Annotated in this window: 17 protein-coding genes; 12 read left to right on the top strand and 5 right to left on the bottom strand. The window is 66.2% G+C overall.

The window, feature by feature from the left end:
- Position 1 precedes the first annotated feature (1 nt).
- A complete protein-coding gene (gene pilG, locus IEV56_RS05320) occupies positions 2-397 on the bottom strand; it encodes a twitching motility response regulator PilG (protein WP_188448531.1) in 396 nt (131 codons plus the stop codon).
- A 147-nt stretch (positions 398-544) separates the two neighbouring features.
- Between pilG and gshB the strand changes: the two genes are divergently transcribed.
- Both gshB and IEV56_RS05310 read left to right on the top strand, forming a co-directional pair.
- Entirely contained in the window at positions 545-1,495 is a 951-nt protein-coding gene (gshB, locus tag IEV56_RS05315) for a glutathione synthase (protein ID WP_188448529.1), read from the top strand.
- On the top strand, positions 1,492-2,349 hold the full coding sequence (locus IEV56_RS05310) for an energy transducer TonB (protein WP_188448527.1): 858 nt from the start codon (positions 1,492-1,494) through the stop codon (positions 2,347-2,349). Before gshB ends, IEV56_RS05310 begins: the two co-directional genes overlap by 4 nt.
- Here the strand turns inward: IEV56_RS05310 and IEV56_RS05305 are convergent.
- Positions 2,342-5,857: a hybrid sensor histidine kinase/response regulator gene (locus IEV56_RS05305; RefSeq protein ID WP_188448525.1), complete on the bottom strand. Its 3,516-nt coding sequence runs from the start codon at positions 5,855-5,857 to the stop codon at positions 2,342-2,344. The genes IEV56_RS05310 and IEV56_RS05305 overlap by 8 nt on opposite strands.
- Positions 5,858-6,024: 167 nt before the next feature.
- Here IEV56_RS05305 and IEV56_RS05300 point away from each other — a divergent pair, with 167 nt between their 5' ends.
- Genes IEV56_RS05300 through IEV56_RS05290 form a run of 3 tightly spaced genes read left to right on the top strand, consistent with a single transcriptional unit; the run spans position 6,025 to position 7,714 of the window.
- Positions 6,025-6,618 carry a YceI family protein gene (locus tag IEV56_RS05300; protein WP_188448522.1) on the top strand — a complete coding sequence of 198 codons (594 nt, stop codon included), beginning with the start codon at positions 6,025-6,027 and terminating at the stop codon, positions 6,616-6,618.
- A complete protein-coding gene (locus tag IEV56_RS05295; protein ID WP_188448520.1) occupies positions 6,615-7,160 on the top strand; it encodes a cytochrome b in 546 nt (181 codons plus the stop codon). The genes IEV56_RS05300 and IEV56_RS05295 overlap by 4 nt, the downstream gene beginning before the upstream one ends.
- Positions 7,157-7,714: a YceI family protein gene (locus tag IEV56_RS05290; protein ID WP_188448518.1), complete on the top strand. Its 558-nt coding sequence runs from the start codon at positions 7,157-7,159 to the stop codon at positions 7,712-7,714. The genes IEV56_RS05295 and IEV56_RS05290 overlap by 4 nt, the downstream gene beginning before the upstream one ends.
- Here the strand turns inward: IEV56_RS05290 and IEV56_RS05285 are convergent.
- Positions 7,711-7,926 carry a glutaredoxin family protein gene (locus tag IEV56_RS05285; protein ID WP_188448517.1) on the bottom strand — a complete coding sequence of 72 codons (216 nt, stop codon included), beginning with the start codon at positions 7,924-7,926 and terminating at the stop codon, positions 7,711-7,713. The two genes, IEV56_RS05290 and IEV56_RS05285, sit on opposite strands and share 4 nt — an antisense overlap.
- Positions 7,927-7,982: 56 nt before the next feature.
- On the opposite strand from IEV56_RS05285, the gene IEV56_RS05280 reads away from it, so the two are divergent.
- The 5 genes from IEV56_RS05280 (at position 7,983) to trhA (ending at position 14,692) form a co-directional block, all read left to right on the top strand.
- Positions 7,983-9,365 carry an L-serine ammonia-lyase gene (locus IEV56_RS05280; protein WP_188448516.1) on the top strand — a complete coding sequence of 461 codons (1,383 nt, stop codon included), beginning with the start codon at positions 7,983-7,985 and terminating at the stop codon, positions 9,363-9,365.
- 44 nt (positions 9,366-9,409) lie between these two features.
- Positions 9,410-11,599: a putative bifunctional diguanylate cyclase/phosphodiesterase gene (locus tag IEV56_RS05275; protein ID WP_188448515.1), complete on the top strand. Its 2,190-nt coding sequence runs from the start codon at positions 9,410-9,412 to the stop codon at positions 11,597-11,599.
- Positions 11,596-12,342, top strand: a complete 747-nt coding sequence (locus IEV56_RS05270) for a M23 family metallopeptidase (RefSeq protein ID WP_188448514.1) — start codon at positions 11,596-11,598, stop codon at positions 12,340-12,342. The genes IEV56_RS05275 and IEV56_RS05270 overlap by 4 nt, the downstream gene beginning before the upstream one ends.
- A 76-nt stretch (positions 12,343-12,418) precedes the next feature.
- Positions 12,419-14,026, top strand: a complete 1,608-nt coding sequence (locus IEV56_RS05265) for a peptide chain release factor 3 (protein ID WP_188448513.1) — start codon at positions 12,419-12,421, stop codon at positions 14,024-14,026.
- A gap of 36 nt (positions 14,027-14,062) precedes the next feature.
- A complete protein-coding gene (gene trhA, locus IEV56_RS05260; protein ID WP_188448512.1) occupies positions 14,063-14,692 on the top strand; it encodes a PAQR family membrane homeostasis protein TrhA in 630 nt (209 codons plus the stop codon).
- Here trhA and mtgA read toward each other — a convergent pair whose 3' ends face one another.
- Positions 14,693-15,418 (bottom strand): monofunctional biosynthetic peptidoglycan transglycosylase, encoded by a 726-nt coding sequence (gene mtgA, locus IEV56_RS05255; RefSeq protein WP_425488563.1) that lies wholly within the window; start codon positions 15,416-15,418, stop codon positions 14,693-14,695. It lies immediately after the preceding gene.
- 69 nt (positions 15,419-15,487) lie between these two features.
- Here mtgA and hslO point away from each other — a divergent pair, with 69 nt between their 5' ends.
- Together hslO and IEV56_RS05245 are read left to right on the top strand one after the other, a co-directional pair.
- Positions 15,488-16,378 (top strand): Hsp33 family molecular chaperone HslO, encoded by an 891-nt coding sequence (gene hslO, locus IEV56_RS05250; RefSeq protein ID WP_188448510.1) that lies wholly within the window; start codon positions 15,488-15,490, stop codon positions 16,376-16,378.
- Positions 16,379-16,428: 50 nt separating this feature from the next.
- On the top strand, positions 16,429-17,319 hold the full coding sequence (locus tag IEV56_RS05245) for a hypothetical protein (RefSeq protein ID WP_188448508.1): 891 nt from the start codon (positions 16,429-16,431) through the stop codon (positions 17,317-17,319).
- 126 nt (positions 17,320-17,445) lie between these two features.
- On the opposite strand, the gene IEV56_RS05240 is transcribed toward IEV56_RS05245, so the two are convergent.
- Entirely contained in the window at positions 17,446-20,385 is a 2,940-nt protein-coding gene (locus IEV56_RS05240) for a TonB-dependent receptor domain-containing protein (RefSeq protein WP_188448506.1), read from the bottom strand.
- Positions 20,386-20,593: the final 208 nt, after the last annotated feature.

Here is a 20,593-nt window from a genome sequence, read left to right as displayed (position 1 = left end):
GTCAGGCCTTCAGTTCGGGCACGAACCGGCGGATGGCCGACAGCAGTTCGTCACGGGTGAACGGCTTGGTCAGGTACTGCTCGGCGCCGACCACGCGGCCCTTGGCCTTGTCGAACAGGCCGTCCTTGGACGACAGCATGATCACCGGCGTATTCTTGAACTGCTGGTTGTTCTTGATCAGGGCGCAGGTCTGGTAACCGTCCAGACGCGGCATCATGATGTCGACGAAGATGATATGGGGCTGCTGGTCGGCGATCATCGCCAAGGCCTCGAAGCCGTCGACGGCGGTCAGTACCGTGCAGCCCTCCTTCGCCAACAGGGTCTCGGCCGTGCGGCGGATGGTCTTGGAATCGTCCACCACCATGACCCGCAAGCCCTTGAGTTCTGCACTATCCATCAAAATCCCCAAAAAACGTCTCTTGTTCGCCTGTCGGCGGCGGAAACACGTACTCTGCCATAATAAGGGCCGGAATCGGATTTCGCCAAGTCCTTTTTCCGCCGCCCAATCTAGCATACCCAACCCGTCCGGACAGCGAGCCGAAGCATGAACAGACACATCGCGGTAGTGATGGATCCGATCGAGAAGATCAAGCCGGTGAAGGACACCACCTTCGCCTTGATGCTGGAGGCGCAGCGCCGCGGCCATACGGTGCACTATGTGGCGCCCGGAAGCCTCGGCGTGCGCGGCGGCGAAGCCTCGGCACGGCTGGCCCCGATCCGGGTCGAAGACCGCGACCATGAATACTTCACCCTGGGCGAAGAGACCCTGCGGCCGCTGCGCGGCCTCGACGCCGTGCTGATGCGCAAAGACCCGCCGGTGGACGCCCAATTCATCCACGACACCCAGGTGCTGTCGATGGCCGAGGACGCCGGCGTACTGGTGGTGAACCGGCCGCAGGGCCTGCGCGACCTGAACGAGAAACTGGCGGCGCTGCTGTTCCCGCACTGCTGTCCGGAAACACTGGTCAGCCGCAACGCGGCCGACTTCAAGGCCTTCATCCGCGAACACGGCGACGTGGTGGTGAAGCCGCTGGACGGCATGGGCGGCCGCTCGATCTTCCGCATCCGCCAGGGCGACGGCAACCTCAACGTGATCCTCGAGACCCTGATCGGCGACGGCGCGCTGACCATGGCGCAGAAGTACCTGCCGGAAATCCGCGACGGCGACAAGCGCATCCTGCTGGTGGACGGCGAGCCGGTGCCCTACGCACTGGCCCGCATCCCGCAGGGCGACGAGTTCCGCGGCAACCTGGCCGCCGGCGGCCGCGGCGAAGGCCGGCCGCTGACCGAACGCGACCGCTGGATCGCCGCCCAGGTCGGACCTTGGCTGAAGGCGCGCGGCATGCTGTTCGTGGGGCTGGATGTGATCGGCGACTACCTGACCGAAGTGAACGTGACCAGCCCGACCTGCGTGCGCGAACTCGACGCCCAGTTCGGCCTGAACATCGCCGGCCTGCTGTTGGACGCCATCGAGGCCCGCCTGGACCGCAAATGAGCGGCCGGATTTCCGCCAAGGACCGCCTGACCGGAACGCTGATCCTGTCGAGCATCGCCTACGGCGTGGTGGTGCTGGGGGTGGGCTTCACCCTCAACAAGGCCGCGCCGGTGACGCCGACGCTCGACGTGGTGCTCAGCCCGACCGCCAGCGCCGCTAAACCGGAAAAGGCCGACTTCCTGGCCCAGACCGACAATCAGGGCGGCGGTTCCGCCGAACGCGCGCAACGGCCGCTCGACGACCAGCTCTCGCAGCTGCCGCAGACCGATCCGGGCCAGGCGCCGGTGCCGATGCAGGCGCAGAAGACGCCGCCGGAACCGGAACCGGTACAGCGCTTGGTCACCACGCAGAAACCGGCGGAGTACCGCACTCCGCGCGCGCGCGAACAGAAACCGACCAGCGCCGAGCCGCTGCCGGAAGGCGCCGAACTGGTCGAGCAGAGCCTGGCTTTGGCCAAGCTGGCCAACGAATTCAGCCGCAAACAGAACCTGCAGGCGCGCGCCACCCGGCACAAATACATCACCGCCAGCACCCGTGAGTACGCCTACGCGCAGTACATGAACGAATGGGTGCGCAAGGTCGAACGCGTCGGCAACGCCAATTACCCGCAGCAGGCTCTGCTCAACCGGCTGAGCGGCCAGCTGATCCTGACCGTGGCAATCCGCCGCGACGGCCGCATCGAAGACATCACCGTGGTCAAATCCAGCGGCAACCGGGTGCTCGACCGCGCCGCCGGCGACATCGTGCGTCTGGCCGAGCCGTTCCCGGCCCTGCCGAAAACGGCGGAAGACCCGTCGCTGCTCTACATCACCCGCACCTGGCAGTTCATCGCCGGCCAGACCAGCCTCAACTGAGCGCCGACTCCAGCGCCCGGCGCAGCTGCGCACCGGTGACCGGCTTGCGCAGGAAGCCGTCCATGCCGGCCTCCCGGCATTGCTGTTCGGCATCGGCCTGGGTACGCGCGGTCAGGGCGATGATCGGCGCGCGCATGCCTTGCGCGCGCCAGACCCGGGTCAGCTCCAGGCCGTCCATGCCCGGCAGATCGACGTCGCAGAACACCGCATCGAAGCGCGCCTGCGCGCTTTGGGCCAAAGCCTCCAAGGCATTGCAGGCCTCCCGCACCACATGGCCGTCGGCGCGTAGCAGCTGGCCGACGACCGACAGGATGGTCTCGTCGTCCTCGACCAGCAGGATGGTACGCGCGTGCACGGCACGCGACGGGGCCGGTGCGGACTCCGGTCCGGTCACGGCCGCAGCAGCCGATTCGTCCAAAGGCAGATTGACGGTGAACGTCGAGCCGCTACCAGGCGTGCTGACGACCGTGATGTCACCGCCCATCAAACCGGCCAATTCCTTGCTGATGGCCAGGCCCAGGCCGCTGCCGCCGAAGCGTTGCGCGGTCCGCGCGCCATCGGCTTGCATGAAACGCTGGAACAGGCGGGCACATTGCTCTTCGGTCATGCCCGGGCCGGTGTCGGTGACCGCGATCGACAGCCCCTTCGGCGACAGCGAAGTGACCGTGACGCGCACGCTGCCGGCGGCGGTGAACTTGATCGCGTTGTTGCCCAGGTTGAACAGAATCTGCCGGATTCGGCCGCTGTCGCCCAGATAGGCCTGGCCGACGCCGGGCGCGATGTCCAAGTCGAAGCGCAGGTCCTTGGCCGCCGCCACCGGCGCCAGCAAGGCGTGCACATCCTGCAACAGGACCTGCAGATCGAACGGCTGGATATCGAGTTCTAGCTGACCGGCCTCGATTTTGGACAGATCCAAGGCATCGTTCATCAGCCGCAGCAAGTGTTCACCGGCCTTCTTGATCGACTGCACCCGGCCCCGGGTGACCTCCGGCAGCGGATCGGACAGCAGCAGTTCGGTCATGCCCAGCACACCGGTCATCGGCGTACGGATTTCATGGCCGAGATTGGCCAGGAAGCGGGATTTGGCCTCCGACCCTTTCAGCACCAGCTCGCGCTCCTGAACTTCCATCGCGAGGCGGTGCCGGCGCTTCAGGCGTTCGCGGTTGAACACGACCAGGGCGTACACCGCCAGCACCAGAATGCCGGCATAGGCGACATAAGCCCACCAGGCCATCCACCACGGCGGCAACACGCGGATATGCAGCACGGTCGGCGCGGACCATTCGCCGTCGGCACCGGCGGCGATCACCTCCAGGCGGTAATCCCCGGCCGGCAGGCGCGAGAAACTGCGTTTGCCGCTGACGCCCATCTCGACCCAGTCCGGATCGTAGCCCGACAGCCGCGACCGGAAGCGGTGCGTGGCGGCGTCGTCGAACGCCAGCAGCAACGCGTCGACGCTGAAGTCGCGGTCGCCCGGCTCCAGCACGATCCGCGCGCGGTGGTCGAGGAGCAACTGGTCCTCGCCGCGGCGCACGGCCGCCTGCTCGATCACCAGATGCGGCGGCTCGCCGGCCGCCGCCAGCCGGTTCGGCTGGAACAGCACCAAGGCACTCGGGCTGAGCGCGAAAGCGCGGCCGTCGGCACCGAGATAAGGCGGCCGGTCGGCGAATTCCTGACCCGGCAAGCCGTCGCCGATGCCGTATACCCGCACGCGCCGTTTCCGCAAATCATAACGGATCAGGCCGCGCTGGGACGTGATCCAGAGCTCGCCGTTGCGCCCTGCGGCCATGCCGGACGGTTCGACCGCCGGCAGTCCATCGCCGGCGTCGACCGCATCGGCCCGATGGAGCGCGCCATCACGCCAACGGTAGACTTCCAGCACGCCCAACCGGCCGAGCCACAGCGTATCCGGCGCCGTCAGCAACGCGCTGTAGACACGCTCGTCCGGCGCGCCGGATACCGGCAGCAAGCGCTTGGTTTTCGGATCCCAGCGTAGCACGCCTTCGCCGCCGACCAGCCAGAGCTGGCCGTCCGGTCCGGTGAACAGGCCTTCGGTATCCGGGAACCGCAGGCCGTGGCCGCTTTTCGGCGTGATGTCGACCAACACCTTGCCGCTGTCGGGGTCGCGCGCCTGCAATCCGCCGCCGTAATAGGCGACCCAGACCGTACCATCCGGCGTCTGCCACAGATGCTTGGTCGGACCGAGCAGGGTCGCATCGGCCGGGCTGTCGGAGTGCCAGGCGCGCAGGGAGCGGTCACGCGGATCGAAACGCCATAGGCCGTTGCCGTTGGCGCGGTCGCCGCCCAGCCAGATCCGGCCTTGGCTGTCCTTGATCATCGTGTCGACCATCGCCGGCGCATCCGGCGAAGACGGTAAAGGGAAAGGCTGCAAGCGCCCATCGCGCGGCCAATAGCGGTCGATCCGATCGGAGTTGCCGCTAATCAGGAAGCTGCCGTCCCCCAGATCCAGATAATTGCGGATGCGGGTGTTGCGCAGCGTGCCGGGCTGCTTGCCGCCGACGGGAATCGCCGAAAAATTCCGCCAAGCCGCCGGCTGCCGCAGCAGTCCTTTTTCACCGCCGAACCAGAAGCCGCCCGAGCGGTCGCGGAACGCGGCCACGAACAGATCACCCGGATACAGCTGCTCGATGCGGCCGCCGGACAACCGGTTCAGACCACGTCTTGCCATGAATACCCGTGAACCGTCGGTATCGGCCAATACGCCCATGACCCGCGCTTCACTCAACTGCGCACTCCATTCCGGCACTTGTACGCCGCCATCCGGGCCGGCCAAATTCAGGCCGCTGCGGGTGGCGATCCACATGCCAAAATCCGGATCCGGCATCAGGTTCAACACCACCGGCGAACTCAGCCGGCTGTTATCGAACGCGATGAAGCGGCCGTCGCGCCACTGCACGATGCCAGAACTGGTGGCGATCCAGAGCGTGCCCTTGGCATCGAACGCCAAGGACAACACGTTCTCGTCCGGCAGCCCGGGTTGCCCGGGCGTCGGCAGGAAATGCCGGATTGCGCCATCCGGCGCCATGCGGAACAAGCCGTTGCCGAAGGTGCCGAACCAAACCGCACCTTGGGCGTCGGAGGCGATGGCCCAGATGTCCAGCGCCGACTCGTCCTTGAGCAGGGGCACGGCGGTGAAGCCGTTATGGTCGTCGTCCATCCGGTACAGGCCAAAGCCCTCGACGCCGACCCAGATCCGGTTGCGGGCATCGACGTGCAGCACGGTGACCGAGTTGGCCGGCAGCGAGCGGTCGTCGCCGGGGGTGTGCCGATAGACCTTGAACTGGCCACCGTCAAAACGGGCCAGGCCGTCCTTGGTTCCGACCCAGAGGTAACCCTCCCGGTCCTGGTCGATGGCGTGGATGAGCGGATTGGGCAGGCCGTCCTGCACGCCCAGATAGCGGAACTGGGATTGCGCCGGAACCTGCGCGGCGGACGGCAGGACGGAAGCACAGCACAGCGCGAAGGCCAACAGCCAGTGACGGAACATGCGGTTTTCCCCGGCGCGCGGGCGCGCTCTTGATTTCCGTCCATCATAGATGCATTCCCGGCGGGCCGGAAGCCGTTGCGGACATGGAACAGAGTTTTCGGCCCAAAGCCGCGCCGCCGCCGCCGGCATGGCCTATGATTGTCCGAGATTCCACCGGAGCCCGGACCTTGCGTAAACGACTGGCCAGCGCCCTGCTGTTCGCCCTGCCCGGCTTGGCTTGGGCGCAGCCCGCGTCCTATACCATCGATCCGGTGCATACCCGGGTGGCGTTCCGGGTGATGCACGCCGGCCTGTCGCCGAGCATCGGCACCCTGTCGGGGCCGACCGGCCGGATCGTGTTCGACGAGGATGACATCGCCGCCTCGCGGGTGGAGGTCGAGATTCCGCTGGCCCGACTGGACATGGGCGACGCCGGTTGGAACCGCAAGGTATTGCGTGATTTTCTCGATGCCGACGCGCATCCGGTCGCCCGCTTCCGTTCGACGGCGATCCGTCCGGTCTCCGATACGCTGTGGCAGGTCGAGGGCGAACTGGAACTGGCCGGCGCCCGTGCGCCGGTCACACTGCTTACCATATTGAATGCGCACAAACGCCATCCACTGACCTTGCGCAAGACGCTCGGTCTGCAGGCCAGTGCCGACCTCAGCCGCCGCGCGCTGGGCATCGACGCCTGGCCGTCGCTGGTCGGCGACAGCGTACATCTGGACATCGCCATCGAAGCCGTGCGCAGCGGCGACACCACCGGGGAGGACACGCCATGATCCGCAATTCCAAAGAACGTTGGGGCCAGGTCAGCATCGCGCTGCATTGGCTGACCGCCCTGCTGGTCATCGGCTTGGCCGTGGTCGGCCTGGTGATGACCGAACTGCCGAACTCGGCGTTGAAGGTGCAGGTCTACGCCCTGCATAAAAGCGTCGGGCTGACCGTATTGGCCTTGGCGGCCTTGCGCCTGCTGTGGCGCCTCGTCGCCGGCGCGCCCGATGAAATCCCGGCGCCCCGCCTGCAGCAGCTGGCGGCCAAAGCCGTGCACTGGGCGCTGTATGTCCTGCTGTTCGCGCTGCCGCTCAGCGGCTGGCTGTTCAATTCGGCCGCCGGCTTCCCGCTGAAGTGGTTCGGGGTGCTGGCCCTGCCGAAGCTGTTCACCGGCTACAACCCGGAACTCAAGCATCTGGCGCACGAACTGCACGAATCCGGCTTCTACCTGCTCGCGCTGCTGCTTGTGCTGCATGCCGGCGCCGCGCTGTACCACCATTACCTCAAGAAAGACGACACCCTCAACCGCATGACCGGACGACTGCCATGACCCGATACGCCTTCCCCGTTCTCGCCGCCGCGCTCGCGCTGGCCGCTACCGCCACCCACGCCGCCGATTACGTGCAGGCGCCCGGTTCTACCCTGGGTTTTTCCGGCAGCTACCAAGGCGAAGCCTTCAACGGCACCTTCCCCGGCTTCAGCACCCGGATCAGCTTCGATCCGGCCAAACCGGCCATCGGCCGGCTGGATGTGGCCATTCCGTTGGCCACCGCCACCACCCGCAACCCGGACTACGACGGCGAACTGCGCGGCAGCGCGTTCTTCGACAGCCGCAAATACCCGCAGGCGCGCTACACCGCCAGCAAATTCCGGGCGTTGGGCGGCAACCGCTTCGCCGCCGACGGCGTGCTGAGCCTGCGCGGCGTCAGCAAACCGGTGACCCTCAACTTCACTTGGACGCCCGGCGCCAAGCCGGTGCTGAGCGGCACCGCCACCGTCAAGCGCTTGGACTTCGGCGTGGGCGGCGGTGAATGGGCCGACACCGGTCTGATCCCGAACGACATCAAGGTCAGCACCAAGGTGGTGCTGCAGCCCAAGGGCTAAGCCAGCCAGTCACGCAGCCGTTCGGCGTCAAATGGCCAGTCCAGCTCGCGCGCGCCGTCGGCCAGCACCGGCACACGGGCACCAAAGCGGGCTTCCAGCGCCGCATCGCCGTCGATGTAGACCGGCTCGAAATCGCGCACGCCGGCCGCGTGCAGGACCTCCCAGGCCTCATCGCACAAGGCGCAATCGTCGCGTTGGATCAGGGTGAGCATGGCGGCGCGCTTTTTGGCATCATAGGCGCTCGATTCTAGCGCACGGGCGTCATCGCATGGCAGTCAGCACCTTCGACCTGTTCAAAATCGGCATCGGTCCTTCGTCCTCGCATACCGTCGGACCGATGCGCGCGGCCGCGCGATTCGTGCAGAAGTGGCTGGTCGAGGAAGGCCGTCTGCAGGACTGCACGCGCATCAAGGCCGAGCTGTTCGGCTCGCTGGCGCTGACCGGCCGCGGCCATGGATCCGACAAGGCGGTGCTGCTCGGCCTGGAAGGCCAATGGCCCGACAGCGTGGACCCCGACGCCATCGAGCCGATGCTGGAGCGCATCCGCGCCGAACGCAGCGTGCGGCTGACGCCGGAGCGCAGCATCGCCTTCGACGAGAAGACCGACCTGGTGTTCAACAAACGCCAGAAACTGCCGTTCCACAGCAACGGCATGCGCTTCAGCGCCTTCGACGCCAACGGCGAACCGCTGGCGGTGCGCGAGTACTATTCGGTCGGCGGCGGCTTCGTGGTCAACCAGGACGAGGCCGCGCAGGACCGCATCACCGCCGACACCACCGCGCTGCCGTATCCGTTCAAGAGCGGCGCCGAACTGATGGCGCAGTGCGAACGGCACGGCCTGAGCATCCCGCAGCTGATGTGGGCCAACGAGCGCGTCTGGCGCGACGACGCGGCCATCGCGGCCGGCTTGGACGCGATCTGGCAGGCCATGCAGGCCTGCCTGCAGCGCGGCATCCGCACCGGCGGCACCCTGCCGGGCGGCCTGAAAGTGGCGCGGCGTGCGCCGGCGATGATGCGCGAGCTGCTGGCGCGCCCGGAAGCGGCCCTGCGCGACCCGCTGACCGTACTCGACTGGGTCAATCTGTACGCGTTGGCGGTGAACGAGGAAAACGCCGCCGGCGGGCGCGTGGTGACCGCGCCGACCAACGGTGCCGCCGGCATCATTCCGGCGGTCTTGCATTACTACGACCGTTTCTGTCCGAACGCCAACAGCCAAGGCGTGCGCGATTTCCTGCTGACCGCCGCCGCGATCGGCATCCTGTACAAGGAGAACGCCTCGATCTCCGGCGCCGAAGTCGGCTGCCAGGGCGAGGTCGGCGTGGCCTGTTCGATGGCTGCCGGCGGCCTGGCCGCGGCCCTCGGCGGCAGCTTGGGGCAGATCGAGAACGCCGCCGAAATCGGCATGGAGCACAATCTGGGCCTGACCTGCGACCCGATCGGCGGCCTGGTGCAGATTCCCTGCATCGAACGCAACGCCATGGGCGCGGTCAAGGCCATCAACGCCAGCCGGATGGCCCTGCGCGGCGACGGCAGCCACTTCGTCTCGCTCGACAAGGTGATCAAAACCATGCGCGACACCGGCCGCGACATGGCCGAAAAGTACAAAGAGACCTCGCGTGGCGGGTTGGCGGTAAATGTGATTGAATGCTGAGGCAGGGATAGGGCTTCCCGCGATCGGCAACGGGGGACGACGCCGTGAAAGAGGCTTTTCGCAGCTTGACATGGGGCAAGGTCACGACCTTCGTCGTGCTCTATCTCGCGCTCTGCTACCTGGCGCTGGCGTCCATCGGCGCGCCCGACCAGGTATCGCTGCTCTGGCCGGCCTCCGGCCTGGCCCTGGCCTTCGCCCTGCGCTACGGCCTGATCTGGTGCCTGCCGCTGGCCGTCGCCCTGTTCCTGTTCCATAGCCTGTTCGAACGCGAGCCCGGACTGCTCACCGTGGTGTCCATCGGCGCCAATGTCGGCGGGCTGGTCGCCGCATTGCTGTATTTGCGCTGGCGCGGCGAGGAGCGCATGCTGTCCATCCGCGGCGGCTTCCTGCTGCTGCAGGCCGCCATGCTGATGTCGCTGGTCAGCGGCCTGGTCGGCATCGGCGGCCTGGGCCTGATCGGCGATCCCGCCGGCAACCTGTTCTGGCCCAGCGTGCTGCAGTGGGCGCTGGGCGACCTGCTCGGCATCGTCTGCATCACGCCGGCCACCCTGCTGGCCCTGTCGCGCACGCGGGAATCGGTCGAGGCCGCCGCCGAGCTCGACTACGCCGGCGCCCGCGGCAAACTGCTGTGGCTGGTGCTGTTGACGCTGTCGCTGCTGCTGATCTTCATGAGCGGCTTCGGCCGCAGCAGCTACGTCCTGGGCCTCTCGGTGGTACCGGTGGCCTTGGTGGTCTGGAGCGCCATCCGCCTGCCGCCGATTTGGACCGCATTCGGCAATGCGGTCACCGGATTGGCCATCGCCAACATGATCGGCTTGGGGCTGAGCGGATTCGAACCGCCGACCGAGATGACCGACCGCCTGTATCTGCTGGTGTTCCTGGTGCTGCTGGCCCTGTTTCCGATGATTCTGATGGCCAGCACCCACGAAATCCGGAAGTCGTCGCGCCAATTGTTCCACCGCGCCACCACCGACATCGACACCGGCTTGCCGAACCGGACCGCGTTCGAGGTGACCGCACGCGGCCTGCTGGACTCGACCGGCGCGCCATGGACCCTGGGCTATCTCGATTTCGACCACTTCACCCTGGTCAACGACACCGCCAGTCATGCCGCCGGCGACGCCCTGATCAAAGCCGTGGCGTCCCTGCTCGGCACCAGCCTGTATCCCGGCGACCGCGTATTCCGCATCGGCGGCGACGAGTTCGCCCTGCTGTTCCAATGCCAAGGCCGTGAGGCCGAACTGCGTGCCGAACGCGTGCTGCGCGCGGTCGAATCCTTCCGTACCGGCTGGGACGGGCATATCCTGTCGACCACCGCCAGCATCGGCCTGGCCACGCTCAAGCCCGGCCAGGGCGACTATGCGCAGCTGCTGTCGCAGGCCGACGCCGCCTGCTTCACCGCCAAGGAGCTGGGCGGCAACCGTCTGTGCATCGCCGACCAGAACAGCGCCGCGCTGCAGGACCGTACCGACGCCATGCAATGGGCGGTACGCATCCGGCAGGCGCTGAACCAGAACCTGTTCGAGCTGCATTGCCAGGACATCCGCACGCTCGGCGACGGCGCCGGGCAAGGCCGGCATTTCGAGATCCTGTTGCGTCTGCGCGAACCCGGCAGCGGCCGGCTGCTCCCGCCCGGCCTGTTCATCCCGGCGGCGGAGCGTTTCCAGCTCGGCCCGAAAATCGACCGGCACGTGATCGACCTGGTCCTGGGCTGGATGGAGGCGCACCCGGCCGAGGCCCGCACGGTGTCGGCCTGCGCCATCAACCTGTCGGCCGGCTCGATGCAGGACGAAAGCTTCGCGCCGTTCCTGCGCGAGCGCCTGTCGCGCTCCAGCTTCCCGGCGTACAAGATCATCTTCGAGATCACCGAGACCAGCGCCATGCACGACCTGGCGCACGCGCAGGCGCTGATCGCCGAACTGCGCCGGCTGGGCTGCCGCTTCGCGCTCGACGACTTCGGCTCGGGTTTCTGCTCGTTCAAGTACCTGCAGACCCTGGACGTCGACATCTTCAAGATCGACGGCGGCTTCGTGCGCGACATGCAGACCTCGGAGCTGTCGCAGTCGGTCATCCGCGCCATCACCGAAATCGCGCATGTGCTCAAGAAGACCACGGTCGCCGAACACTGCGAGACCGAGGAGCTGGGCACGCAGCTGCGCGCGCTCGGCGTCGACAAGGTGCAGGGCTTCGGCATCCACCGGCCGCAGCCGATCGACGACTATTTCGCCGCGTGAGCCGGCACGGAGTCCTCGGCGCGCTGGCGCTGCTGCTGGCCGGGCCGGCGGGCGCCCACACCGAACTGGTGCTCAATCGGCAGGCGCGCGCGGATGCGGTCAGCGTCGAAACCGTGCTGTTCGGACCGGTCCAGATCCGGCTGTCGGCACCCGACGGCCATGTGCTCGACGAACGGGTGCTGAACGGTCCGGGCCGGTTCCGGATCGACGGCGTGGCCGCCGACGGACTGGCCGGCCTGCGCCTGACGGCGGTGCCCGGCAAACCGGCCAGGCATGACGGCAGCGAATACCGCCAGCCGTTCAGCGCCTATGCCGACGGGTCGATCAGCCAGGGTTTCCATGGCGAGGCCAGCCACCAAGACGCCGCCAACGCCTACGCCGTGGATTTCGCGCTACTTATGGGCACGCCGGTGCTGGCCGCGCGTAGCGGCACGGTGATGGAGGCGGTGGACGGCTTTCCGGACGATGGCGGCCGCGCCTTGGACCGCGACAATACCAACCTAGTGCGCATCCTGCACGAGGACGGCAGCATGGCGGTCTATGCGCATCTGATGCAAGGCAGCATCACGGTCAAGCCGGGGCAATGGGTGGCGCCCGGCGCGGTCATCGGGCAAAGCGGCAACAGCGGCTACTCGCGCGGGCCGCATCTGCACTTCGCGGTGCAGGTCAACGCCGGCATGCGGCTGGAATCGGTGCCGTTCCGCCTGCGCGCGGCGGACGGTTCGGTGATCGTATCACCCTGAACGGCAAGCGCCGCCGGCGGGCGGGCCCGCCCCGCGATGCTATAATTACGCGTTGATTTTTCAGGCAAAACGCCCCATGAGCTCCGAACACGCCCTGCAGACGGCACGCCGTCGCACGTTCGCCATCGTCTCGCACCCCGACGCCGGCAAGACCACCCTGACCGAAAAACTGCTACTGTTCGGCGGCGCCATCCAGATGGCCGGCTCGGTGAAAGGCCGCAAGGCCGCCCGGCACGCCACCTCGGACTGGATGGCGTTGGAGAAGGAGCGCGGCATTTCGGTCACCAGCTCGGTGATGCAGTTCCCGTACGAGGGCCGCATCGTCAACCTGCTCGACACCCCCGGCCACGCCGACTTCGGCGAGGACACCTACCGCGTGCTGACCGCGGTCGACTCGGCGCTGATGGTGATCGACGTAGCCAAGGGCGTGGAGGAACGCACCATCAAGCTGATGGAGGTCTGCCGCCTGCGCGACACGCCGATCATGACCTTCATCAACAAGCTCGACCGCGAGGGCCGCTCGCCGATCGAGCTGCTGGACGAGGTCGAATCGGTGCTCGGCATCCAATGCGCACCGGTGATCTGGCCGATCGGCATGGGCCAGCGCCTGAAGGGCGTGGTGCACCTGCTGACCGGCGAAGTGCATCTGTTCGAACCCGGCCGCAACTTCACCCGCCAGGACTCCACCATCTTCGCCTCGCTCGACGACCCGGCGCTGGCCGAGCGCATCGGCGCGCCGATGCTGGCCGAACTGCGCGACGAGCTGGAACTGGTCGAGGGCGCCTCGCATCCGTTCGACCAGGCCGAATACCTGGCCGGCCGGCAGACGCCGGTGTTCTTCGGTTCGGCGGTCAACAACTTCGGCGTGCAGCTGCTGCTGGATTTCTTCGTGGAGCATGCGCCGGCGCCGAAGCCGCGCGCCACCACCGCGCGCGAGGTCTCGCCGCAGGAAGAGGCGTTCTCCGGCTTCGTGTTCAAGATCCAGGCCAACATGGACCCGCAGCACCGCGACCGCGTGGCGTTCCTGCGCGTCTGCTCCGGACGCTTCGACGCCGGCATGAAGGCGTTCCATGTGCGCAGCGGCAAGGAGGTGAAGCTGGCCAACGCGCTGACCTTCATGGCCTCGGACCGCGAACACGTCGAGACCGCCTACCCCGGCGACGTCATCGGCCTGCATAACCACGGCACCATCTCGATCGGCGACACCTTCACCGCCGGCGAGGCGATCAGCTTCACCGGCATCCCGAACTTCGCCCCGGAACTGTTCCGCCGCGCGCGCCTGCGCGACCCGCTGAAGCTGAAGCAACTGCAGAAGGGCCTGGCGCAGCTGTCGGAGGAAGGCGCCACCCAGTTCTTCCGGCCGCTGATGAGCAACGACCTGATCCTCGGCGCGGTCGGCACCCTGCAGTTCGACGTGGTCGCCTACCGGCTGAAGGACGAGTATTCGGTCGACGCCACGTTCGAGCCGATTTCGATCAGCACCGCACGCTGGGTACGCTGCAAGGACGCCCGCAAACTCGAGGAATTCCGCGAGAAGGCCGCGCAGAACCTGGCCATCGACGCCGCCGGCGAACTGGTCTACATCGCGCCGACCCGGGTCAACCTGCAGCTGACCCAGGAACGCTGGCCGGACATCGAGTTCCTGGCCACCCGCGAGCACGCGCACGCCGCGGCCCTGGATTGAGCAAATGCTCCAGACCGGCCGTGCGAGGATGACGCCATGAACGCCGAACACCTGCGCGCCGAGTTCTGGAACGCCCTGACCCACGGTGCGGGCGCCGTGCTGAGCCTGATCGGCGGCGCCGTGCTGGTCACCCTCGCCTCGCTGTACGGCAACGGCTGGCAGCTGACCGGCGCCATCGTGTTCTCGCTGTCGCTGATCGGCCTGTACACCGCCTCCACCCTCTACCATGCGGTGCATGAGCCGAAGGCCAAAGGCCGGCTGAAGGTCCTCGACCACTGCATGATCTATGTGCTCATCGCCGGCAGCTACACGCCCTTCGCGCTGATCGCGCTGCGCGGCGACGGCGGCTGGCTGCTGTTCGGCACCATCTGGACGTTGGCCGCGGCCGGCATCGTGTTCAAGCTGTTCTTCACCGGCCGCTTCGAGCTGCTGTCGACGCTGGTCTATCTGGCCATGGGCTGGCTGGTGGTGTTCGCCGCCGGCCCGATGCTGCGCCATGTCGGCACAACCGAACTGGTCTGGCTCGGCATCGGCGGCCTGTTCTACAGTCTCGGTACCGTGTTCTATCTGTGGGAGCGTCTGCGCCACAACCACGCGATCTGGCACGGTTTCGTGCTGGCCGGCAGCGCCAGCCACTTCGTGGCGATCAGCTACTTGGTGCTGTGATCACTCGCGGCAACAGCCGCTCAGATACGAGGTTCCGCCCAAACCGCGCATCTGGCGCTCGATCGCCCGCGCCCGCCGCTGCACATACGGACCGGGCTTGCGCGCGCTGTATTTCCGCGGGCTGGGCAGCACCGCCGCCAGCCGCGCCGCCTCGCTACGGCTCAGGCGCACGGCCGGCTTGCCGAAATAGCGTTGGGCCGCCGCTTCGACGCCGTACACGCCGTCGCCGAATTCGACCACATTGACGTAGACCTCGAGGATGCGCCGCTTCGGCCACAGCAGTTCGATCCAGAAGGTGTACCAGGCTTCCAGCCCCTTGCGCAGGTAGCTGCGTCCGCTCCACAGGAACAGGTTCTTGGCCAACTGCTGGCTGATGGTGCTGCCGCCGCGGATTTTGCGGCCGCGCTGGTTGCCGTGATAGGCCTTTTTCATGGCTTCCAGGTCGAACCCGTGATGCGCGGGAAAGCGCTGGTCTTCGGCGGCCACCACGGCCAGCGGCAATTGCGGCGAGATGCGCTCCAGATTGCGCCAGCGGTAATCGAGGCGCAGGCTGCGCTCGTCATCGCCTAGCAGCACCGACAGCTGTCGGCCGGCCATGAAGCTGGTGGCCGGCGGATCCAGCCACCGGAGCACCAGCACCTGGGCTACAGTCAGCAATGTGAACGCCAAGGGCAAGCCGATGAACAGCCGCTTCAGCCAACGCCGCGTCTTCGTCCTGCGAGCCAATCCGATCCCCGTGTTTGCGCGTAAAATATGCCCTAGTGTAACCAAACCGCCTTGTGATGCGGAGACCGAATGCCCCCTTCCGACGACAGCCTGACCCGTTTCCTGCTTGAACGCGCCGATGTGCGCGGCGCCCTCGTGCATCTGGGGCCGGCCTGGCGCAGCATCGCCGAACGCGTCGAGTACCCGCCGGCGGTGGCCGCCTATCTGGCGCAATGCACGGTGGCCTCGGCCCTGTTCACCGCCACCGTCAAGATCAACGGCCGGCTGTCGATCCAGCTGCGCGGCGAGGCGCCGATTCGCCGCCTGTTCGCCGAGTGCACCACCGAGGGCACCGTGCGCGGCATCGCCCACTTCGACCCGCCGGTGCCGGACGACCTGCCGCTCTCGGCGCTGGGCGACAAAGCCATGCTGGCCATCACCATCGAGAACGAAGCGCTGGTCGGACGCGAACCGCAACGCTACCAGGGGCTGGTCGGCCTCGAAGCGGATTCGCTGGCCTCGGCCTTCGAGGGCTATTTCCGGCAATCCGAACAGCTGCCCACGCGCATCCTGTTGTTCAACCGCGGCGATCGCGCCGCCGGCCTGCTGATCCAGCAGTTGCCGGAGTCCGCGCGCTCGGAAGACGACTGGACCCGGGTGCAGATGCTGCTGGACACCCTGACCGCCGACGAGCTGTTCGATCTGTCGCCGGAAGAGGTGCTGTACCGGCTGTTCCACGAGGAGACGGTGCGCGTGCTGGAAAGCAAAGCGCTGGCCTTCGCCTGCTCCTGCACCCGCGAACGGGTCGAGAACGCGCTGATCAGCCTGGGTGAAGCCGAAATCGCCGAGGCCGTGGCGGAAAACGACGGAATCACCGTGCACTGTGATTTCTGCGGCCAGACTTACCAATTCAGCGCCGAGGAAGGCCTGTCCCTGTTCTGGCCCAAGCCTTCGGCGCCGGGTTCCAGCCGCCTGCACTGAACGGGCGGAACCCGACTGCGCTTTTGCTGTCCAACCGGCAGGAGACTACAATGGCCTGCATGAGACGCATCCTGCCCCTGCTGATTGCAGCCGCCCTCGGCGGTGCGCCCGCGGCGTCGGGCCAGAATTCAACCCCGCAGATGCTCAAACCCAACACCACGCCGACCCTGATTCCGGTCTGGAACGTGCACAGCGGCCAGATTGAGGCCCTGTTGGTGCTGGAGCAGGCAACGCCGGGGCGCCCTTGGGTGCGGGCGCGCGGCGCGCAGAAGCAGGCGGCGGGCGGACAGACCGGCAAAGCCGTCAACCTGGACAGCGGCATGGCGATTTTCTGCGCCGGGCAAAGCAACGCCTTCAACCAGCTGGCGCTGCTCGACACCTGCCAGCTCGGCAAGAAATCGACCCGCTATCCGGCCATCAACAGTCCTGGACTGGAAACGCAGGCCATGCTGCAACGCAAGAGCGGCGCCGCCGAGCTCGGGCTGATCGGCATTTCGTCCTCCCAACGCCGACTGCTCGCCACCGAATTCGACACGTTCAGCACCTCCGGCGGACGCATCGCGCCGACGCCGAAGGCCAGCGAAGGCTGGGTCTCGATCAACGGCAACCTGAGCCGCGCCAAGTTGATTCCGGCTTCGCAGTTCCCGAAAGGCGTGCCGACCGAATGGGATCGCGACGTGTTGGAGATTCCCGCGCGCGAACGCGCGATTTCCGGCGAAGTGGTCGGCAACGTGGTCACCATCCCGGGCCAGGATTCCAATCTGCAGTCGATCGGCGCCGGCGTCAGCTGGAAGACGCCGTGGAAAGGCAAGGTCTCGGTCGGCGCGGAAGGCCTGCTGAGCCAGGGCCGCAGCTCGCTGGACAGCGCCAGCGTGGCGCCGATCACCGACCAGCGCATCGACGGGGTGAGGCCGTACGTGCGCGTTGAGATCGACTTATAGCGTACGTAGCCATTCGGGAGCCGGAGCAACGGACTACGGTCCGTTTTTTATCGCCTGCATTCCGCAGGGCGAAAAAAAACCGCCGGCTTGCGCCGGCGGTCGAGTACAGCAATTGGTGTTGCTTTATCAGAAATCCTGACGGTACTGCATGTACCAGTAGGCGCCGCCCGGCAGATCGTAAGCCGCATCGAAGCTGTGGGCGAAGGTGTTGTTGGTGAAGATCGGCGGTTCTTTGCCGAACAGGTTGCGGGCACCGGCCGAGATGCGGGCATCCCACGGAGCGTTCCAGCTGACGTTCAGGTCGTGAACGGCATAGAAGCCCGAGTTGTTGCGGCCCGAACCGTCGTAGTCGTTGCAGTACAGGAAGCAGCTTTCGTAGATGTTGGACATCGTACGGGTGGTCCAACGGACGTTGAAGTCACCTTTGCTCCAGTCGATGGTCGCGACGTTGCGGTATTCGAAGGTCGGGGCACCGGTGTAGGTGCCGACTTCGCTGCTGTTCCAGGTGCCGCTAGTGCTGTTGAACGACTGGGCGTTCTCCATCCAGCTGGTGTCCAGAGCGAAGCGGAAGTTACCCCACTCGCCGGCATCCCAACGGTACACGGCACCCAGGTCGATACCGGAAGCACGGTAGCGGGCCAGGTTGGTACGGGCGGTACGCACGCTGTTCACCGAACCGGCCGCGTCACGATCGACGTTGGCGCAGAAGGTGGCGTCCGGGGTAAAGCCGCTGGTACCCACGCAACGGGCCATCACGTTACCGGCCGACAGGGTGGTCTGCAGGTCGAACATGTCGACTTCCCAGTAGTCCACGGTCAGGTCCAGGCCTTCGATGAAGCGCGGGCTGTACACGAAACCGTAGGTCATGGTGTCGCCGTATTCCGGCTTCAGGTTGGCGTCACCGCCGACCAAGGTGCGGATCTGCGCGTTGGCTTGGAACACGCCCACGCCGCCCGGGCCGCTCAGACCGGCCGCGGTACAGGCCGCGGCGTTGGCCGGGGTGTTCCAAGCGGTGCCGGCCACGTTCGAACGGCACGGATCGGCCACTTGCGGGAAGCTTTCGCCGCCGCCGCCGTACAGGTCGAGCGCCGACGGCGCGCGGAAGCTTTCGCCCATCGAGAAGCGGACCATCAGGTCATCGACCGGCTTCCACTTCAGGCCGTACATGGCGTTGGTGGGCGAACCCGGATCGTTGGTGGTGAAGGTCGAACCGACGAAGCCTTGGGCCGAGTAATCGGACTGACGCACGGCGGCGCGGACTTCCAGTTCCTTGGCCAGGAACACGTCCTTCAGCAGCGGCGCGGTGATTTCGGCGAAGTACTCGGTGACCTTGGTTTCACCCTTGGTCGGCTCGGAGTAGTTGTCCGAGGAGAAGCCGCCGGAAACCAGGGCGTCCGGTTGGTCGAAGGTGTTGTCGCGGCGGGTTTCGAAACCGACGGCGAAGCTCATCATGCCGGCCGGCAGCTCGAACAGGTCGCCGCTCAGGTTACCCGAGTAGCCGGTGGTGGTGTTGCCCGAGGTGCCGACTTGGGTGTAGCTGACGTAGTTGATCATCTGCTGCACTTCGGCGGCAGTCACGGTGCGGCCCGGAGCGGCGCCGTTGATCTGGGTACCCAGACCCAGGGTCGGACCACCGAACACGTTGTACGGGATACAGCCTTGGATGCGGGTGGCGTAGCTGGCACCGCAGTACAGGCTGTTGGAACCGGCATCGTAACCGCCGGCGCCGACCGCGTTCTTCAGGTTCTGCAGGTTCAGGTAACCGGTGCCCTTCGAGTCGTACTGACCGTCGTTGCGCATGGCGGCCAGATCCCAGGAGAAGAAGCGCTCGCCGATTTCGAAGCTGCCTTCCAGGCCCAGTTGCAGCGAGAAGATGTCGTAATCGTAGCTCGGGTTACGCGGACCGACGGCGATGGAGCGGTGGTTCCAGGTGTTGATGTCAACGCCGAACGGGTTGAACGGCATCGCGGAGCTGATACCGATTTTCCACTGCGGACCGTTGGCACCGGCCACCGAGGCGGTCACCGGCACTTCGGCCAGCTGCTGGTTCGAGTAGCGCTTGGTGTAGTTGACGCGGGTGTAGGCGGTGATGTTGTCGGTCACTTGGAAGCGGCCGGCGGCGAACAGGTTCAGACGCTGGGCCGGTTGCTGCAGGTAGTTGACCGGCGAGTAGTTGTAGGCATCGGTGAAGCCGTTGTAGGCGCGGGTGTCGGCCAGCTGGTAGCCGTCGCTCAGGTTGGCGTTCGGATCGACGGTTTTGTTGCCGCCGACGTTGAAGCGGCCCCAGACGTTCGAACCGGAGCCGTACGGGCAGGTGGTGACCGCCGAGGCACCGTAGATGGCCTGGAAGTACTTGGTGCACTCGTAGTACGGCTCGCTCGAGATGTAGCGGTCGCCGGCCATGATTTCTTTTTGCTCGGAATAGCTGATCGAAACCACGCCGGAAGCGCGCTCGCCGGCGGCACCGATGGTGATATCGGCCGAACGCTGGGCGCCGTCGCCTTTCTCGGTTTGACCGTAGCTGACGCCGACTTGGGCGCCTTCGAAGTTCTTGCGGGTGATGATGTTGACCACGCCGGCGATGGCGTCGGAGCCGTAGATGGCGGAGGCGCCGTCTTTCAGCACATCGATGCGTTCGATGATGGCGACCGGGATGGTCGACAGGTCGACGGTGCCGTCGAGATCGGTCACCCAACGCTTGCCGTCAACCAGCACCAGGGTGCGGTCGGCGCCCAGGCCGCGGAGAGAGATCTGCTGCGAACCGTCAGAGCCGTTGGTTTGGGTGGTGGTGGTGGACAGACCCGAACCGTCCGAGGACGTGATGTTGTTCAGGATGTCGAACACGTTGGTCAGGCCGGTCTTTTCGATGTCGGCACGGGTAACGACGGCCACCGGCTGGGTGGTTTCGGCATCGACGCGCTTGATGCGCGAACCGGTCACTTCAACGCGGTCCAGGGTCTTGGCATCGCTTTCCTGGGCGACGGCGGAAACCGTGGCGGCGGAAGATGCGGCGCCGACAAACAACGCGAACTTGATCGCGTCTGAAAGCTTGGTCACATTAGACATGGTTGTCTCTCTCCAGTTAATAAAAGTAGCCTTTGGTGAACCCGGATGGATGTTTAATCCGGGTTCAGGCACTTTCAACTCTAACGCAATTTTTACGTCATGCCAACACTTTGACTTGAAAAAATTCCGTTAATCCCAGGCCACCAAAGCTGAACGGCCCGAATTACCGGAAATTATAAAATTATTTATAAAAATCATATGGATGGAT

The organism is Arenimonas maotaiensis (genome assembly GCF_014638745.1).
In the GTDB taxonomy this organism is placed as follows: domain Bacteria; phylum Pseudomonadota; class Gammaproteobacteria; order Xanthomonadales; family Xanthomonadaceae; genus Arenimonas; species Arenimonas maotaiensis.
This window is presented reverse-complemented; position numbering and strand designations above follow the sequence as displayed.

Excerpts from the sequence above, each read along its gene's own strand:
- pilG (WP_188448531.1), bottom strand. The coding sequence starts at position 397 with ATGGATAGTGCAGAACTCAAGGGCTTGCGGGTCATGGTGGTGGACGAT.
- gshB (WP_188448529.1), top strand. The coding sequence starts at position 545 with ATGAACAGACACATCGCGGTAGTGATGGATCCGATCGAGAAGATCAAG.
- IEV56_RS05310 (WP_188448527.1), top strand. The coding sequence starts at position 1,492 with ATGAGCGGCCGGATTTCCGCCAAGGACCGCCTGACCGGAACGCTGATC.
- IEV56_RS05305 (WP_188448525.1), bottom strand. The coding sequence starts at position 5,857 with ATGTTCCGTCACTGGCTGTTGGCCTTCGCGCTGTGCTGTGCTTCCGTC.
- IEV56_RS05295 (WP_188448520.1), top strand. The coding sequence starts at position 6,615 with ATGATCCGCAATTCCAAAGAACGTTGGGGCCAGGTCAGCATCGCGCTG.
- IEV56_RS05290 (WP_188448518.1), top strand. The coding sequence starts at position 7,157 with ATGACCCGATACGCCTTCCCCGTTCTCGCCGCCGCGCTCGCGCTGGCC.
- IEV56_RS05285 (WP_188448517.1), bottom strand. The coding sequence starts at position 7,926 with ATGCTCACCCTGATCCAACGCGACGATTGCGCCTTGTGCGATGAGGCC.
- IEV56_RS05280 (WP_188448516.1), top strand. The coding sequence starts at position 7,983 with ATGGCAGTCAGCACCTTCGACCTGTTCAAAATCGGCATCGGTCCTTCG.
- IEV56_RS05265 (WP_188448513.1), top strand. The coding sequence starts at position 12,419 with ATGAGCTCCGAACACGCCCTGCAGACGGCACGCCGTCGCACGTTCGCC.
- trhA (WP_188448512.1), top strand. The coding sequence starts at position 14,063 with ATGAACGCCGAACACCTGCGCGCCGAGTTCTGGAACGCCCTGACCCAC.
- hslO (WP_188448510.1), top strand. The coding sequence starts at position 15,488 with ATGCCCCCTTCCGACGACAGCCTGACCCGTTTCCTGCTTGAACGCGCC.
- IEV56_RS05245 (WP_188448508.1), top strand. The coding sequence starts at position 16,429 with ATGGCCTGCATGAGACGCATCCTGCCCCTGCTGATTGCAGCCGCCCTC.
- IEV56_RS05240 (WP_188448506.1), bottom strand. The coding sequence starts at position 20,385 with ATGTCTAATGTGACCAAGCTTTCAGACGCGATCAAGTTCGCGTTGTTT.